Here is a 17415-nt window from a genome sequence, read left to right as displayed (position 1 = left end):
TCCAAACGTGCAGAACGCAGTAAAACGCAGAATCGGCCAGTGCCGTTCCGAGGCCTCCGCCTTCACGCTCGTGGAAATGATGGTGGCGGTGACGGTGCTGGTCCTACTCTTGACCATGCTCTTGGGGGTGATATCCCAAACCAGCAAGGTCACCCGATGGGCCTCTGAAAAAGTATCCGCCTTTCAAGGGGCCCGGGCCGCCTTCGACCTCATGGTCCGAAATGTCAGCCAGGCTACCCTGAACGCCTACTGGGACTACGACCAACTGCCCTCTCCCACCCGCTATTTGCGCAAATCCGAATTGCACTTTCTTGTTGGCCAGGCAGGCGTTGCCCCTTTTCCCGGCACTGTGAACAGCGGCCATGTCTTGTTTTTCCAGGCTCCTTCGGGTGTGACGCACGATCTCACCAACTACGGTGGTCTGGAAACACTGCTCAATGCCATAGGCTACTATGTCGAATACCGGGCCCGGGAAACCCTGCCCCCCCCGTTTCCTGCACAAACGCCGGTTTACCGCTACTTCCTCATGCAGGCCGTCCAACCCTCCGAAGAACTCAAGGTCTATGACCATGCCACCGGCGACACCTGGATACAGGATGTGGCCGACACCGCCGCTCCCATTGCCGAGAACGTCATCTGTCTCATTGTTTGGCCCCGCCGTTCGCCCGAGGACGACCCTGCGGGACTCGCTCTGACGACCAATTACGCTTACGACTCGCGACTCAACGTCAGCTCGAACCCGCAGCCCCAAACCGCCAATCAACTCCCGCCCACGGTGCAGTTGACCATCGTGGCCCTGGATGAAACTTCTGCCGCCCGCTTGTGTCTGAACGCCACCCCGCCGGGAGAAATCTCCAATACCCTCACGAACCTTTTTCTCGACCCGGCGAAATACGCTGCCGACCTGACCACCTTGGAGAGTAGCCTATCCGCCAATAATATCAAATTCCGGACCTTCAATATGACGGTTCCCATTCGGGAATCCAAAATGGAATGAAACCGAACCCTCAGGCTCGTGCAGCCGCCTTCTCCCTGATCGAATTACTCGTCGTGCTGGCCATCATCGCCATCATCGTCCCACTCTCCGTTCCCGCCGTGAGCAGCATCCAGCGCGGCCTCGGGATCACCAGTGGGGGGCAGATGCTCAGTGACGCCTTTGTCACGGCGCGCCAGGAAGCCTCCGTCAAAAACCGGAGCGTTGAGGTGCGGATCATCCAGACCGGAACACCGCCTTCATTCCGGGCATTGCAAAATTGGATCGCCGATGATCGCGGCACCATGAGTCCTCTGGGCAAAGTCGTGATCCTTCCCAAAGGGACGGTCATCTCCTCCAACACCAGTCTCTCCCCCCTCTTGGCGGCCTATCCGGGTAATGCCACGGCCACCTTCGGTGCCCTGGGCAACTGCTCCTACTCCGTCTTGCGTATCCGAGCCGGCGGACAGCCCGATCCCAGCATCACCTCGAACAATAACTTCGTCACCGTGCACGCCACCACCGATACCGCCATTCCTCCGGTCAATTATTTTACCGTCCGACTCAACCCGGTCACCGGGCGCGTGACGCTCTTCCGGCCATGAAACCTGTCGCACGATACTCACGTTCCGGCGCGGCCCTGGTCATTGTCCTCGGCCTGCTGACCATCCTCTTTGCCTTGATCGTGACCTTTCTCAGCCGGATGACGGTCGAGCGATCCTCCTCCGCCAGCTTTGCCGCTTCCGCCTCCACCCGTCAATTCGCCGATACTGCGGTGCAGTTGGTTCAGGCCAGCATCCGCGATGCCGCCACCCAGGGGACCCAGGTCGCTTGGACCTCACAGCCCGGCATGATTCGCACCTTTGACAACTCGGGCAATCTCGTCAAAGCCTACAAGCTCTACTCCTCCTCGGAACTCATCACGACTGCCGCCGCCTTCACCAACAGCATCGACGCCGACATCCCTCCGGCCTCATGGGCCACCGACGCGGCTTCATGGACCGACCTCAACGCACCCGTCGTGGTGGGCACGACGACCAACTACCCGATTCTCGACCCCATGGCCGAGAACAGTGTGCAAGGCTTCACCCTCGATCCCCCTGCAGGAGCGACCTCGGTGGCTGGCCAGATGCCCGTGCGCTGGCTCTACATTTTGCAAAACGGCCAGTTGGTGGCCCCGACAGCCGCGGGAAATGGCTCCACTGCCACTGTCGTGGGCGCCAGCGCCACCAACCCCATCGTCGGGCGCGTGGCTTTCTGGACCGATGACGAATCGACCAAGGTCAACATCAACACCTCCAGCGAAGGCACCTATTGGGACACCCCCCGTGCCGACACGACCCAGGACCGGGCACTGGCCAACAACCAACCGGTCAAAAACGAGTTCCAGCGCTATCCCGGCCATCCCGCGATGACCTCCTTGGCTCCTGTCTTTTTTGCCACCAACAGCACATCCACACCGGACCTGACCGAGCCCGAGCGCGAGGCGATCTATCAAATCACCCCCCGAATCGTCGGCGGTGGATCGAAGGCGGGAACGGTTCCCACTTCGTCCACCCTCGCCAGCGGTGAATTGAATCCGGATGAGGACCGTCTCTACAGCTCGGTGGACGAATTGATCTTTGCCGCCAACCGCAGCAGTCAACCCACCGACGTCAATATCAGCCGCGCCGACATCGAAACGCGCCGTTTCTTCCTCACCGCGAATTCCCGTGCCCCCGAAACCACCCTCTTCAACACTCCTCGCATCGCCGTCTGGCCGCTTGACACCCTTCCTGCGAACCGCACCCCGGTGGACAACCTCATGGCCTTCTGTTCCACCATCAACGGGCAACTGTATTCCTTCCAGCGAAGCGACCCCCAGAGCGCCACGGCGGATTACACCGGAATCGCCCGAAACCAGGAACTTTACACCTACCTGCAAAACCTCACCAACCGCAACATCCCGGGATTCGGTGGCGGTTCTTTTCTGGCCAAATACCCGGTATCCGGCGCCGCATCGGAACGGGACCAGATTTTGACCGAGATTTTCGATTACATCCGCACGACCAACACCGACGACAACTTCCAGACAGACGCCGCCAAACGATTTTCAACCCGGGGAGTCATGGCCGCAAGGGCCACCAGAACCCAGGCGGGGCTGGGCCAAGTCAGCCCCATTCGCATCGGCAACACCCAGGGGTTTGGTCGCTTCCCGCTTCTTTCCGAAATCGGCATCCAGTTCATCGCTACCGCCAGCTCCACCAATGCCACCAGCAACAACGCCACGTTGAACAAATCACTGGCTGGCACGGCCCTGACCGCCAACCAGACGCGGGTCGAAGCCCGGCTCCTCTATGAAGCATTCGTCCCCGGACAGGGATTCCCCCGTTACCGGCAGGCCTTCACGGTCCGGCTGCTCAACGTGAGCGGTTTCAGTGTCAACGGCACACCACTCAATTTTCCCTCGGATGACTTCGACTGGTGGGATTATTACGTTGGCGGCAACCTTTGGGGGGGCAAGCCCTGGGGAGGGGTGCTCTCCGTGCGTTCGGCTCTGGCCCGGGCCATATTCCCCGCCCGGGGACCGTACGCCGCCGATACCTCCCCGGTCCCCACGGATGATCCTTATTTGCGCTATCCCTTCCTGAGTGTTCCCATCACCGTCAACTCCTCGACGGGCACCATGACCTTCGATGGCGGTTCGCTCACGGTAGAGCTTTACTCCGGCTTCCTTTCCGGTTTTTCCGGGGCCGTTCCCGTGCAAACACAGACAGTGACTTTCCCCGCCGCCACCCTGCCGGTTCCAACTCTGGCCGGTGCGGTTGCTGGAAACTATCCAACGGGCACCGCAGAGACTTGGTGGACCTTCCAGCGGAGCGGATGGAAAGGAACGAGCAGTCCCGCCGGTCGCCCCAACCGACAGGACGGCACCCAGGCCCAGTGCGATCCGGGCAGCAGTTGGACGGCCCTCGGACCGGCCGCCCCCTTCCTCGCCGTCATCGATGGCACCACCGGGGCCACCAGCCAAGGTGACGTCGTCCGATCGATGGTTCCCGCGCATTCCGACTTCCGCCTGCTCCTTCGACCCGGCGGCGTGAATTTCCAAAAACACCCCGCTTATGACTCGACGAGCGCCATGGCCCACAGTTTTGTCGAGGCTTCCAAATCCCTCTTTGCCGGCGGGGTCACCTTGCGCAACGGCACCGCCTTTGCCCCGGACCGTCTGGCCACCGGAGTGGATCACAACCTGGATTCACCCGATGTGACGATCTACAATAATCGTGCCGCCGAGGGCGACTGGGACAGCGGTGTGGGTCGCGCTCCCGACGGTCCCTACATCAATAAGGCGGATGAGGGCAACTTGGGAAACACCAGCGGGACGGACAAGGATGCCTACTTCTCAGACGTATCCAGCTCGACCATTGATCTGGCCGCAGCCTTTTTCTCGGCCAACCGCCAGATCCCCTCGGCCGCCATGTTCGGCTCCCTTCCCACGGGCCTCCTGCAGGGTAACCCCTATCGCACCCTGCTTTTCCGACCCCAGTCCGGGCACTTCGGCTGGACCAGCACCCCGCGCGATCACCTCCTCCTTGACCTCTTCTGGATGCCGGTGGCGGAACCTTATGCCATCAGCGAACCCTTTTCCACCGCCGGCAAGATCAACATGAACTACGAAATCATGCCCTTCCGCTCCATGATCCAACGCTCCACTGCGATGGTGGCCGCCCTGCGCAGCGAACGACTCTCCGTCATCCCAACCACCCTCAGTCTGACTTACAAGGCGGGCCCCACGCAAAACACCAACACCCGCTTGCCCCTGAACATCCCCAACACCCTCCTGCAATTCGAGGACAAATTCGCCCGCAATGATGTCTTCCGCTCCCCCTCTCAAATCTGCGAAATCCATATGGTCCCGCAGGGGGAATCGGTCTCGGCCATCCCGGGTTCTGGCGGATTCCAGACCACCTATGATTCCTGGGCTTCCAACTATTGGAATACCAACCGCCTCACCGGCGACAACGTACGCGAGCGGGTTTACGCCAACCTCCTCGGCCGCATGACCACCAAGTCCAACACCTTCACCGTCCATGTCAGGGCGCAAACGCTGAAAAAATCAATTGCCACCACGGCCAACGTCTGGGATGAAACCCGTGACAAAGTCACTGGCGAATACCGCGGCTCCACGCTCATCGAGCGCTACATCAACCCGAACGACACCACCATTCCCGATTTTGCCACCACTTGGCCCACCAGCACCACCGACCTCGGCCCCTCCTACAAGTGGCGAACGGTCAATAGTCGCCAATTTGCCCCTTGAGCCATGAAAAAATCCCTCACCATCCCATGTATGCTGGGGATGATCACCCTATTGGTGTGGGTCATCCCCCAAAAAGATCACCCTCCCAAGCCCCGGCCGAACATCGTTTTCATTCTTTGTGACGATCTGGGCATCCATGATCTGCATTGCTACGGACGAGCCGAGCACCATACGCCTCATCTGGACCGTTTGGCCGCAGAGGGTATGCGCTTCACATCCGCCTATGCCTCCCAGGCCATCTGTTCGCCCTCGCGCGCCGGGCTGCTCACCGGTCTCAATCCGGCCCGGCTGCACATGACCACTTATCTCCCCGGCCGCCCGGATGCGATTTCCCAGCGGGTCCTCCAACCGGAGATCATGTTGAACGTGCCGCTCTCGGTGAAGATGCTCCCGCGCTACTTCCAGGCCAATGGCTACACCACCGGTCTGATCGGAAAGTGGCATGTCGGCGATAATCCAGGGCCCGCCGAACATGGTTTCGATTTTGTTTACCACCCCGGCGATGGGAAAAATACCACCCCTTCCAAGATTGAGGGGGGCAAGGCGGAATACGAACTGACCCGAGAAACGATCAAGTTCATCGAGTCGAACAAGAATCGTCCCTTCGTGGCGTATCTGAGCCACTACACCCCTCACATTTCCTATACCGCCAAGCAGGAACTGGTGGAAAAAAATGCGCAGGCCTTCGAGCCGGTCTATGCGGCACTGATCGAGACCTTGGATGACACGGTGGGGATCTTGCTCAAGCGTCTGGAAGAACTGGGATTGGCGGAGAACACCATCGTGGTCTTCACTTCCGATAACGGAGGCCTCCACGTGCCCGAAGGCGGCCACACCCGCGTGACCCACAACACCCCCTTTCGGGCCGGCAAAGGTCATACATACGAGGGGGGGCAGCGGATTCCCTTGATCGTGCGTTGGCCGGGGCATGTGCCCCCGGGACAGGTGGTCGATGCCCCGGTCAACAATGTGGACTGGATTCCCACTTTGCTGGAATTGGCCGGTGCCCTCCAGCCCCCCGGTCTGGATGGCAGCAGCTTTGCCCAAGGACTCACCGGGGGAGCGTTTCCACAGCGAAAGCTCTTCTGGCATTTTCCCCATTACACCAACCAGGGGGGGCGCCCAAGCGGAGTCGTGCGCGATGGCCGATGGCTGCTGGTTGAATACTACGACGAAGAAAAAACGGAACTCTACGACCTGTCGTCCGATGTCGGACAAAAACAGGATCTCGCGGCCCGGGAACCCGCCCGGGTGGCAGCACTCAAAACTTCACTGGCGGAGTGGCGCGCGGTAAACAAGGTGCAGATCAATACGCCCAATCCAAATTTCAATGAAGAGGCCTACCGCAGGCTCTATGTCACCGTCGACTCCAGCACCTTCGATCCAAAGACCGCGAGTGCGGACGATTGGAACCGTATGCTGGAGTGGCGTCGTGAAATGAACCGCATGGCCCCGATGAAGCCGAAAAAAGAAACGGGAAAAATCGGGCCCCCCAGCCCCTAAGGCGCAAAGAAAACCATCATGATCACGCGCCGCACATTCATCGGTCTCTCGACCGCCGCCGCAGCGCTGACGACCACCACCGGATTTTCCCAAGAGACCGTCCCGGTTTATCTCCAGTCGGGCTCGAAGAAAAAAGGCTTCTGCACCACGGCGGGCGACAGTCCCGGTTGGGCCGAGAAACTCACCAGCCTTCATGCCAAATGGTTCTACACTTGGGCCGGGTTTGTCCCTGACGACGCCCCCAAGGGCATGGCCTTCGTGCCCATGATCCGCAGTCGGCACTCGAAACCAGAAATGGTGGCCAAAATCAGGGAAAGTTTTGCCGGGCACGACATCAAAGAAGTGCTCGGATTCAACGAGCCCGACACCAAACACCAAGATGGTCTCACCGTGGAACAGGCCCTCGACCTCTGGCCGATGTACATGGAAACCGGATTGCGCATCGGCAGTCCCGCCTGCGTTCACCCGGACAAGCAATGGATGATCGATTTCATGGCCGGGGTGGAGGAACGGAAACTCCGGGTGGACTTTGTCTGCATCCATTCGTATGGTGGTCCTAATCCAGAGGCCTTCCTCAACCGGCTGGAGAAAGTCCACGAGATGTTCAACCGCCCGCTCTGGATCACCGAGTTTGCCGTGGGTGACTGGAACGCCAAGACCGTCGAGGAGAACAAACACGACCCCAAGACGGTGCTGCGTTTCATGGACAAAGTCCTGCCCAAACTGGATCGCTTGGACTTCCTCGAACGTTACTCATGGTTTTCCGCCAGTGCGGACAGTCCTCCAGTCGGCACCAGCGCGCTTTTCGACCTGGAGGGAAAGCTGACAGAACTGGGCCAATGTTACCGCGACGCCTGAAGTCCTGACTCTTCCATTCTATTTTCATCCCAAATTAATGCACTAGTCTAACAAATGCGGAAACTTATGATCAGCCGTCGAAAATTCATCAGCCTATCCACCGCCTCTGCCGCCGCCATTTCGTTTGCTGCCTGTCAGCGCCAGTTGGTCACTCCAGAAGCCATCCTGCCCCAGGGGGCAAAGAAGAAAGGGCTTGGCCAGACGGTGAAGTTTCCCGGCTGGGAGAAAAAACTGACCGACCTCCGTTGCAAATGGTTCTATTCCTGGAATCACCGGATTCCGGAAACCAAGCCGGACGGCACCGAATTCATCCCCATGATTTATCGTTACGGCGGCGATCCCGGCGTGATTTCCGAAACGGCTGTCGCGGCCAAAACGGCGGGCATCAAGGAGCTACTTGGATTCAACGAGCCCGACAAAGAGAAGCAGGGCAACATGACGCTTGAGCAGACCCTCGCGGCCTGGCCGTTGCTGATGGAGACCGGCCTGCGCCTTGGCAGTCCTGGCTGCACACACCCGGATACCGAGTGGATGGTCCAGTTCATGGCTGCCGCGAAGCAACGCAGTCTGCGGGTGGATTTTGTCTGTGTGCATTCCTACGGCGGCCCGAATCCGGAGGCCTTCGTCAAACGGCTGGAAAAGGTATATCAAATGTTCGGGCTTCCGCTCTGGATCACCGAATTCGCGGTCGGGGATTGGAACGCCAAAAGCGTCGAGGAGAACAAGCACAAGCCCGAGACCGTGCTGCGTTTCATGGAGCAGGTCCTGCCCATGCTGGACAAGCTCGACTTCGTCGAACGTTACGCCTGGTTTCCCGCCAAAACCACGAGCATCCCGCTTTACAGCAGCGCCCTCTTTGATGCCGATGGCAACCTCACTCCCCTCGGCCAATGTTACCGAGACGCATAATGCATACAAGATTGTTAGTTTGCAGTAAGTTTTAAAGACGAAAAATCAATCGAATCGCTGTCCTTAGAAATCCTGCCCAGATGAATATCAAGAAGCCATTGGCCAAGACCTCACCATTCTCGATTGTGATCCTTTGTGTGTCTTTGAACCTGGCGGCCACAAACCTTCCTGCGGCACCTGTCGCCGCAGGATCCCCCATCCCGGAGTGTCAACCACGGTCGGGCTTGCCCAACTTTTTCGCCAAACTCGAAGCAGGTGGTCCCGTGCGGATCGCCTACCTGGGTGGCAGCATCACCGAAGCTTGGGGATGGCGCGATCTCTCCCGCGATTGGGTCGCCCAGCAATACCCGCAGGCCAAAGTCAGTCAAATCCGCGCAACCATCTCCGGAACCGGCGCGGAGTTTGGCGCCTGCCGATTGAAAGAGCATGTGCTGCACCATGGGCCCGATCTTGTCTTTGTCGAGTTCGCGGTCAACGGTGCGGGGGCGACCGACCAGCGTGCCGTTGAGTCCGTCGAAGGAATAGTACGGCAGATCCGCCGTCACGACCCGAAAGCGGAGGTCTGTCTGGTGTTCACCGTATCAAGTGGGATGTTAAAAATACTGAAAGAAGGCCGCTCCCCGCAGGTGGTCGAGAATATGAAAAAAGTTGCCGACCACTACGGCGTTCCGACGATTGATTTTGGCCCCGGGATCGTCAGCCTTGTCGACGAGGGGAAGCTCATCTTCTCCGGCCCCGCCCCGGCCAAAGATGCCCCTGTCGGCGGCCCGATGGTCTTCAGCACGGACGGCACCCATCCGCTTTTCGAAACCGGCCACAAACTCTACCTCGAAGCGATCGTGCGCTCCATGCCCGCCATCCGAGCGGCTGGTCTTCCCGGGCCCCATCCACTGCCCGAACCGTTGGAGAAGGACAATTGGGAAAACGGCAGCATGGTCGCTATTGACGCGTCGGGCGTGCAGCGCAGCGCCGGTTGGCAAAAAATCGAGCCGCCCGATGGCACCGAACAACGACAGCGTATCAGCGAGTATTTCCCCGGCGTGTGGGAAACCTCCCAGGCGGGAGATACCATAGAGTTCAGCTTTGAAGGCACGGGCTTCGGCTTGTCCGGATTTCGCGGCATGGCCGCCGGCCTGTTCCGTGTCACGGTGGATGATCGTCCGCCGCTCAACGCGACCTTTTTCGATTCTTATTCCTATGCAGGCCGGGTCAGCCACAAGGCGTGGTTTTACCCGGAGTCGCTTTCCCGCGGCCCACATCGTGTGAAGATCGAATTTCTCTCCGAACTTCCCGACCACGCGGCCATCCTCAAAAAGGAGGGGAAGAATTACAAACAACCTGACCTAGCACCAAAACCTGTGCTGCAACTCGCCGCCATTCTTCTTGCTGGCTCACTCGTTCATTGAATGCTCCCCGCCGGACAAGCCGTTCCAAACGACAGGAGCGAGACCCCAACTCATGCGTTACCGCGACTGGCTCAATCTGAACATCCACTTGCTGTGGTGCTACAACCTGCCCGTGGCACGCGGGAAGGAAGATGCGGACGGAGTGCTGCACTCCACGGAATACACGAATAGCGGAGCCTGGTTGGTGCGCGAGGGCTGGGCCCAGGTGGAACACGGGAACCAATGCCATCTCGCCAAGCCGGGCCAGTGGCTCATCGTCAAACCCGGCAAGCGGGCACAGAGCTTCTCCCCGGATGCCCGGCTGATTTCCATCGCCTTCGAAGCGCGCTGGCCGGATGGCTCCCATCTGTTCGACAAGGGGCTGAGCCTGGTTGTGGAGGGAAAAGATGCCCCCGAGTTGGAAAAAGGGGTGCGCCCCATCCTGCAAACAATGAATCGCATCAACCCCGACACCTGGGATGTACGAGACCACGAGGTGGATCTGGCCCAGTACTTTCAAATCGAACGACTCTTGTTCCGCTGGCTGGTGACCTTGTCCAAAGTTCTCGCCGAACGGGGTGTTTCCCCATCCGGCCATACCGGCATCGACGCACGTGTTCGCAAGGTGCTCGATCTCATGCAGACAGGCGATCTGGCCGAACCCCTCGAATGGGAACAACTCGCTGCCAGAGTCAAACTGAGCCCGAATCACCTCGTTCGTCTATTCCGCCGCGAACTACGCAGCACACCCGCTCAATACTGGAACCGGCTGCGACTCGAACACGCACGGCACCGCCTGCTCCAACCCGGTGCCCGGGTAAAGGAGGTTTCCATCGAGCTCGGTTTCACCTACTTGTCCCACTTTTCCAAGTGGTTCAAAAGCCAAACCGGCAAACCGCCTCGCAACATGCAAAATGACCGAATTGTATAAGCGAATCTATAAATTATATACGCAGCACGACTGGACAGATTGTCTGAAATGCGTTTGATTCAATGGTGATGAATCTCCCGGCATTAGCCCGTCATCGATTCCTACTGACGATCTTGCTCTCCGGGGGAATGACTCCCTTGGTGGTGGCACAGGATCCTGCCTTGGGTCCGCAACCGGTGGCCGTCAATCAGGTCGGCTACGAAAACGCCCGCGCCAAACGCTTCACCGCTCCCAGGGCCACCGAGGGAACAGCTTTTCAGGTGCGCCCGGCAGAAGGCGGTGATGCCCTCGCACGTGGGGTCATCCGTGCGGGTATCGGCGATTTTTCCACCTTCCAGCCCAAGGATTCTCGCGCGCGTTGGGTGATCGAGATCGAGGATGCCGCGAAAACCGTCAGTGATCCCTTTCTCGTTCGCCCCCATCTTTACCGGGAGCAATTCTGGCAACCGGCGGTAGATTTCTTGATCGATGCCCGTTCGGCGGTCGGCACGCACCCCAGCGCCTTCGGCGGCTGTCCCTGGCGCGACGGCACTTACTATGACGCCATTCTTCCCGCTTTGGTGATGTTTTATCTGGCCGACCCCAAAGGGGTGGAGGCCATGCCCAGACAAATCGATTGGCGTGCGGACAAGAAGCGGGTGACGGCTTCTGATTTTGCCTTCAACGACAAGGATCCCGGCGGCAAGGGCTTCATGAATTCGGTGCGGGCCTACTACGACCTCGAACCTCCCGCAGTCAATGCTCCGGATGTGGTGAAGCTGATCCATTGGGGCGCGGGTTTCTATCTCGTCAATCCCCTCACCCATGATCCTTCAAAAGATCCGGACAAATGGAAAGTCCACCCCCAGACCGTGGAACAGGTCGCCTACGTTCTCTGGGCCTGGCCGGTCCTCAAGAAGTGGCTGCCGGAATCTTTCTATCAACGCTGCCGCGACTTTTGTTTCGGCAATTGGAAGCCCTCGCTCGCCATCAGTTCCTGGTGGGACCCGAAAACCTACCTCACGCCCGAAGACCTCACCGAAGGCAACCCCATGGGCGGATTACTCCATCCCTACAAGGGACGGCACGCTCCCGGTCACTCCATTGTCCCCAATCTCCTCATGCATGAAGTGGCCAAGCGTGAAGGCCGGGACGATGCCGGGCTTTACCTCTGGGCTGCCACGCAACAGGCGGAATGGTGCGTCAAGAACCTTGACTGGAACGATCCCCGCACCACCAAAGGCCACCGGATGAGCGAGCACCGCACGATCCCCAACCTGGTCTGGCTCCTCCAAAAATACCCGGAAAGCGCCCCTGCGGGACTGAAGGAAAAAATCAACGCCTGGGTGGATGTCGCCCTCAGCCGCTCCGAAAATCTCTGGGACTACCGGAGGTTCGATTTAAAAGACCATTGGTCGATTCCCAAAATCAATGATGTGGGCAATCTCGTATCGTTTCCTGCCATTGCCACAGCGGCAAGCTGGGTGGTGGACGACCCGAAGAAGAAGGCCCGCCTGGAGCAGATTTCCACTGCGGCCATCGATCACGTCTTCGGTCGTAATCCGCGTCTGGCCGCAGCGCCCGCCAAGCCCGCCATGGGCTTCCCCGAGGTGGAACGTGGTTGGCCGAAACACTACAAGGAAGATGTATGCGCCCGGCTGGAACTCTGCCGCGGGTCCATCTCTTCTGCCCCCGGCACAGAGATGTTTCCCTTCAATCCCGAAGGTGCCTACCGCCATCCCGAGGGCTGGGTCAACTACGGCGCAAGCTGGTGCATCAGCCTGGCCTACCTGCGCTTCGATCAACAAACAAAAACCACCCCAAGCCCCTAAGTCATGAAAATCAAAGGTATGCGCTGGTGGATTGTCGTGCTGGTTTTTCTGGCCGCCGTCCTCAACTACGTCGACCGTCAGGTGCTTTCGGTCCTCGCTCCAACCATCCAGGCGGATCTCGGGATCGACGACCGCGACTACGCCAATATTCTCAATATCTTCCTGGTCGCCTACACCCTGGCCTACCTCGTTTCCGGTAAGTTGGTCGACCGCATGGGCGCGCGCAACAGCACCCTTCTCTTTGTCGTTTGGTGGTCGATGTCCAACATCGTCACCGCCTGGGTCCAGGGCATGCGCTCGATGAGCATGGCCCGTTTCTCCCTCGGACTGGGCGAGGCGGGAATCTGGCCGGCGGCTTCCAAGATCGTCTCCGAGTGGTTTCCCTCGCGGGAGCGGGCGCTGGCCATCGGCTTTTACACCATGGGAGCGACCGTCGGGGCCACCTTGGCGCCCTACGTGGTCATCCCCATCGCCATGTATGACTATGCGGGAGGCATGCCATGGGTGAACTCGCTTTTCGGCCACGGAACGGGGTGGCGCATGGCCTTTCTCATCACCGGCATCGCAGGCCTTCTCTGGGTCATTCCCTGGCTTTTGCTTTACCGGAAACCACGCGAAAGCCGCTTCGTGTCCGAAACAGAGCTGGAACTCATCGAAGAGGGAGTGGTGGAAAACCCGGCGACGGACGAAAAGGCCTGGTCATGGGGGAAAGTGCTGATGTTCAAACCGCTCTGGCTCTTACTGATCGGCAGGCTGCTCACGGACCCGGTCTGGTATTTCTATCAATTCTGGTTCGCCAAGTTTCTCAGCACAGACCTCGCCGTGGCCCAGGAAGACCTGACCATCACGTGGATTGTTTACGCCGCGGCCGGTGTGGGATCGCTGGCGGGTGGGTGGTTCTCCGGTGTCCTCATCAAGCGGGGCGTTGCCCCGGTCAAAGCCCGTCTCTGGGTCATGCTGGGTTGCGCCTGTCTGATGCCGGTTTCGCCGCTTGTCGCCATGGTCAGCGGACTGCCGATGACCATGGCGCTGACAGCTGTCGCTGTCTTCGCCTCCCTCTCCTGGCTCATCAACATCAGCGCCTTGATTGTCGACGTTTCGCCCAAACATTCGCTCGGGACCATCTTCAGTGTGGTGGCGGCGGGAAGCACGCTGGGCGGCATCATCATGAACATGATCGTGGCCGCCATGGTCTCCGGCCCCTCCAACAAAGCGGCTGGCTTCCTCGATACGGCTTTCAAACAAGTGCTGGGTCCCGTGCTGGAAACGATATCCGGACAGGGCTATGCCCCCTGGTTCTGGGCCATGGCCTTCCTCCATCCCCTCGCCTTGATCCTCCTCTGGCTCGGAGGAATCGCGCGTCCTTCCAAACCGGTTTGACCCCTTCAACCTAACACGATTGAAATCCGACTACCCAACCTGCTCGTCCCGGATGATCCCTTTTTCCAAACTGTCCCTACCTATCGCCGCCCTCACCCTGATGATGGTGGGATCGCTCTCCGCCGCCGAAGGCAGGGCCCCGAACCTCATCGTCATCATGACAGACGACCAGGGTTATGCCGATGCCGGCTTCAACGGCTGCAAGGACATTCCCACGCCTCACATGGATCGCCTCGCCGCCGGGGGCGCGGTCTGCACCAGCGCCTACGTCACCGGCACGGTCTGCGCCCCAAGCCGGGCCGGCTTTATCACAGGACGCTACCCGCAACGCTTCGGCTTCGAGCGCAACGTGGCCTGGCAACCCGGCAACCCTGCCACCGGCATCGCCATCGAGGAGACGACCATCGCGGCGGCCCTGCGACCCTACGGCTACAAATCCGGCCTAGTCGGCAAGTGGCACCTCGGTTCGCATGACAACTTCCACCCCCTCAACCGCGGTTTTGACGAGTTTTACGGCCACCTCGGTGGCGGCCATCGCAACATGCCCGGGGAGTTGACCATCCAGAAAACCTCCGAGGCCCGCAACGAACCCGAAAGCTACCTCACCTGGTTGTTGCGCGGGTTCGAGCCGGTGCGCACCGAGCGTTACCTTACGGAGGAGTTAACACGCGAGGCCCTGGAGTTTGTGCGGCGTCACAAGGACAAACCCTTCTTCCTCTTCCTCGCCTACAACGCACCCCACGCCCCCTTGCAAGCCACCGACGAAGATCTCGCAAAATTCAAGCACCTCACAAATGAAAAACGCCGCACCTACGCCGCCATGCTCACGGCGGTTGACCGCGGCGTCGGCCAAATACTCGATCTGCTCGACGAGTTGAAAGTCGCTGAAGATACGCTCATCGTATTCCTCGCTGACAACGGCGGCCCCCTCCACTCCAACGGTTCCAACAACGGTGTGCTGCGCGGCAACAAAGGTCAAACCTTCGAAGGAGGCTTCCGTGTGCCTTTCGCAATCAGGTGGCCGGGGAAGATCCCCGCCGGCCTGCGATACGACCAGCCCGTTTCCTCGCTCGACATCTTCGCCACCATCGCTGCCGCCAACAAAATCCCCGTCAACGCGGAGCGCCCGCTCGACGGTGTTGATCTCGTTCCCTACCTGCGCGGCGATAAAACCGGCGCGCCCCATGAGCGCATTTATATCCGCCAATTTGATTCCGGAACCTACGCAATGCGCGAAGGCGACTACAAAATCGTGAAATCCAAGAAAGATGCCACACCTGCCCTCTACCATCTGACCAACGATCCTTCTGAGCGCACCGACCTCGCGGCTCAGGAGAGCGAACGTCTCAACCACATGCAGGCCAGCTACGATGCCTGGAACGCAAAGCTCATCGAGCCCGCCTTTCCCGGCCTCGACATGCGCGAGTGGCAGCGGGCTGAAAACCGCGCCAAACCCTAATCTTCATTCTACCTGCTGATCCACCCCTATTCACTGTCTCCGAAACCATAACGATCCCAACCCAACATCAGAAAACTAACCCATGATCTCCCACTCAATTGATTGCGATCTTCTCGTTGCCGGAGGCGGTCTCGCCGGCGTCTGCGCCGCCCTAAGCGCCGCACGCAATGGCGCCCGCGTCGTCCTCGTCCAGGACCGCTCCGTCCTCGGCGGCAATGCTTCCAGCGAAATCAAGATGCACGTCGTGGGTGCCGACTGCCATGGCGCCAAACCCGGCTGCCGCGAGTCCGGCCTCATGGAGGAACTCCGTCTCGAAGACGCCGCCCGTAACCCCGCCGGCGTTTACTCGCAATGGGATTTGTTGCTTTACGAAAAAGTCATTCTGGAACCCAACATCCGCTTGTTGCTCGACACCGATGTCATAGGCGTCGAGGTCGCGGACCAGGTGATCCAATCCGCCCGCGCCGTGCGACTGTCCACCGAGGACGAGTTCATCATCCGCGCCCGCTTCTTCGCCGATTGTACCGGTGACGGTCGCCTCGGTGCCGAGGCCGGTGCCGACTACCATGTCGGCCGTGAAGGCAAGGCCGATTACGGCGAGTCCCTGGCCCAGGAAAAAGCCGACCGACAGACTCTTGGGAGCTCCATTCTCCTGACCGGACGCAAGCACGATACCCCCCAACCATTTGTTCGCCCCTCATGGGTGCGCACTTTCAAAAAGGAGGATTTCAAACTCCGTCCAATCAAGAGCTTCGAATACGGCTACTGGTGGTTTGAGTGGGGCGGCCAGCTCGATACCCTCAAGGACAATGCCGAAATCCGCCACGAGCTTATGCGCATCACCCTCGGCGTATGGGACTACATCAAAAACTCCGGTGAGTTCCCCGAGGCTGCGAACTGGGGTCTCGAATGGGTCGGATCCATCCCCGGCAAGCGCGAATCCCGCCGCTTCTACGGCACCTATCGCCTGACTGAAATGGACGTGCTCAAGCCCGGCCACTTCGACGACACGGTGGCCTACGGGGGATGGTTTGTGGACACGCATCCACCCATGGGCGTGGACGCGCCGGAGGAACCGCCGTGCATCCAACACCACTTCGACCACCTGTTCCCATTGCCGCTGCGCTGCTACCACTCGCGCAACATCGCCAACCTCTTCTTCGCCGGCAGAAATATCAGCGCCACCCACATCGCCTTCGCCAGCACCCGCGTGATGGCCACCTGTGCCGTTGGCGGCCAGGCTGTCGGCACCGCCGCTGCTCTCTGGCTTCACGAAAAGACCAACGACATCCGCTCCCTCTCCACCCCGGAAAACATCCGTGCCCTCCAGCAAAGGCTTCTGCGCGACGACGCGTTCCTCCTCGATCTCCGCAACGAAGACCCCGCCGACCTCGCCCGTACCGCCTCGGCGCGCGCGAGCAGCGGCAGCAACACCGCCGCCCTTGCGCTCGACGGCGTAACCCGGGACCTGCGCGCTGCGTTCGGCTCCTGGTCTTCGGACAGTGTCCACGCTTGGACTTCTGCGGAACTACCCGCCTCCCTGGCCCTCGAACTGGCAAAACCCGCCCCCATCCGCGAGATCCACGTGACGTTTGACAGCGGCTTCGAGAAGGAACTCCTTCTCACCCCCAGTCACCACCACCAAAAGATCAGCGCCCCGCGCGGCCCCCAGACCAAGCTCGTTCGACACTACCGCCTGAAGATTGACGGCGTGGTCGTGCACGAGGAAACCCACAACATCCTCCGCAAACGCGTCCATCGCCTGCCCGCCGCGGTCAGCGGGCAGACCGTCGAAGTCGAGTGCCTCGCCACTCACGGAGCTCCGGTCGCACGCATCTTTGAGGTGCGCAGCTACGCCAATTGAAATACACCCACCCGCTCAAAGCTCGTCACTCCATAAAACCTA

General features: G+C 59.9%; 12 protein-coding genes. All 12 read left to right on the top strand.

Annotation, left to right across the window (positions count from 1 at the left end):
• Positions 1-7 precede the first annotated feature (7 nt).
• The 12 genes from SFU85_00895 to SFU85_00840 all read left to right on the top strand — a co-directional run bounded on the left by SFU85_00895 (position 8) and on the right by SFU85_00840 (position 17373).
• Positions 8-997, top strand: coding sequence for a prepilin-type N-terminal cleavage/methylation domain-containing protein (locus SFU85_00895; protein MDX6765328.1), 990 nt, complete (start codon positions 8-10; stop codon positions 995-997).
• A complete protein-coding gene (gene vccD / locus SFU85_00890; protein MDX6765327.1) occupies positions 994-1578 on the top strand; it encodes a Verru_Chthon cassette protein D in 585 nt (194 codons plus the stop codon). The genes SFU85_00895 and vccD overlap by 4 nt, the downstream gene beginning before the upstream one ends.
• Positions 1575-5273: a Verru_Chthon cassette protein A gene (gene vccA / locus SFU85_00885; GenBank protein ID MDX6765326.1), complete on the top strand. Its 3699-nt coding sequence runs from the start codon at positions 1575-1577 to the stop codon at positions 5271-5273. The genes vccD and vccA overlap by 4 nt, the downstream gene beginning before the upstream one ends.
• Before the next feature lie 3 nt (positions 5274-5276).
• The gene (locus SFU85_00880) at positions 5277-6776 is read left to right on the top strand and encodes a sulfatase (GenBank protein ID MDX6765325.1); all 1500 of its coding nucleotides are present in this window, start codon (positions 5277-5279) and stop codon (positions 6774-6776) included.
• A gap of 18 nt (positions 6777-6794) precedes the next feature.
• Positions 6795-7634: a glycosyl hydrolase gene (locus SFU85_00875; protein ID MDX6765324.1), complete on the top strand. Its 840-nt coding sequence runs from the start codon at positions 6795-6797 to the stop codon at positions 7632-7634.
• Positions 7635-7700: 66 nt separating this feature from the next.
• Positions 7701-8543, top strand: coding sequence for a glycosyl hydrolase (locus SFU85_00870; protein ID MDX6765323.1), 843 nt, complete (start codon positions 7701-7703; stop codon positions 8541-8543).
• A 224-nt stretch (positions 8544-8767) separates the two neighbouring features.
• Complete coding sequence (locus tag SFU85_00865; GenBank protein ID MDX6765322.1) at positions 8768-9949, top strand: SGNH/GDSL hydrolase family protein; 1182 nt, start codon at positions 8768-8770, stop codon at positions 9947-9949.
• Between the two features lie 52 nt (positions 9950-10001).
• Positions 10002-10859, top strand: a complete 858-nt coding sequence (locus SFU85_00860; protein ID MDX6765321.1) for a helix-turn-helix domain-containing protein — start codon at positions 10002-10004, stop codon at positions 10857-10859.
• A 161-nt stretch (positions 10860-11020) separates the two neighbouring features.
• The gene (locus tag SFU85_00855) at positions 11021-12670 is read left to right on the top strand and encodes a hypothetical protein (protein MDX6765320.1); all 1650 of its coding nucleotides are present in this window, start codon (positions 11021-11023) and stop codon (positions 12668-12670) included.
• A gap of 3 nt (positions 12671-12673) precedes the next feature.
• A complete protein-coding gene (locus SFU85_00850) occupies positions 12674-14050 on the top strand; it encodes an MFS transporter (protein MDX6765319.1) in 1377 nt (458 codons plus the stop codon).
• A gap of 52 nt (positions 14051-14102) precedes the next feature.
• A complete protein-coding gene (locus tag SFU85_00845) occupies positions 14103-15509 on the top strand; it encodes a sulfatase-like hydrolase/transferase (protein ID MDX6765318.1) in 1407 nt (468 codons plus the stop codon).
• Between the two features lie 82 nt (positions 15510-15591).
• Positions 15592-17373 carry an FAD-dependent oxidoreductase gene (locus tag SFU85_00840; protein ID MDX6765317.1) on the top strand — a complete coding sequence of 594 codons (1782 nt, stop codon included), beginning with the start codon at positions 15592-15594 and terminating at the stop codon, positions 17371-17373.
• Positions 17374-17415 lie beyond the last annotated feature (42 nt).

The sequence above is a fragment of the Candidatus Methylacidiphilales bacterium genome (assembly GCA_033875315.1).
Taxonomy (GTDB): domain Bacteria; phylum Verrucomicrobiota; class Verrucomicrobiia; order Methylacidiphilales; family CAZTYG01; genus JANRJG01.
This window is presented reverse-complemented; position numbering and strand designations above follow the sequence as displayed.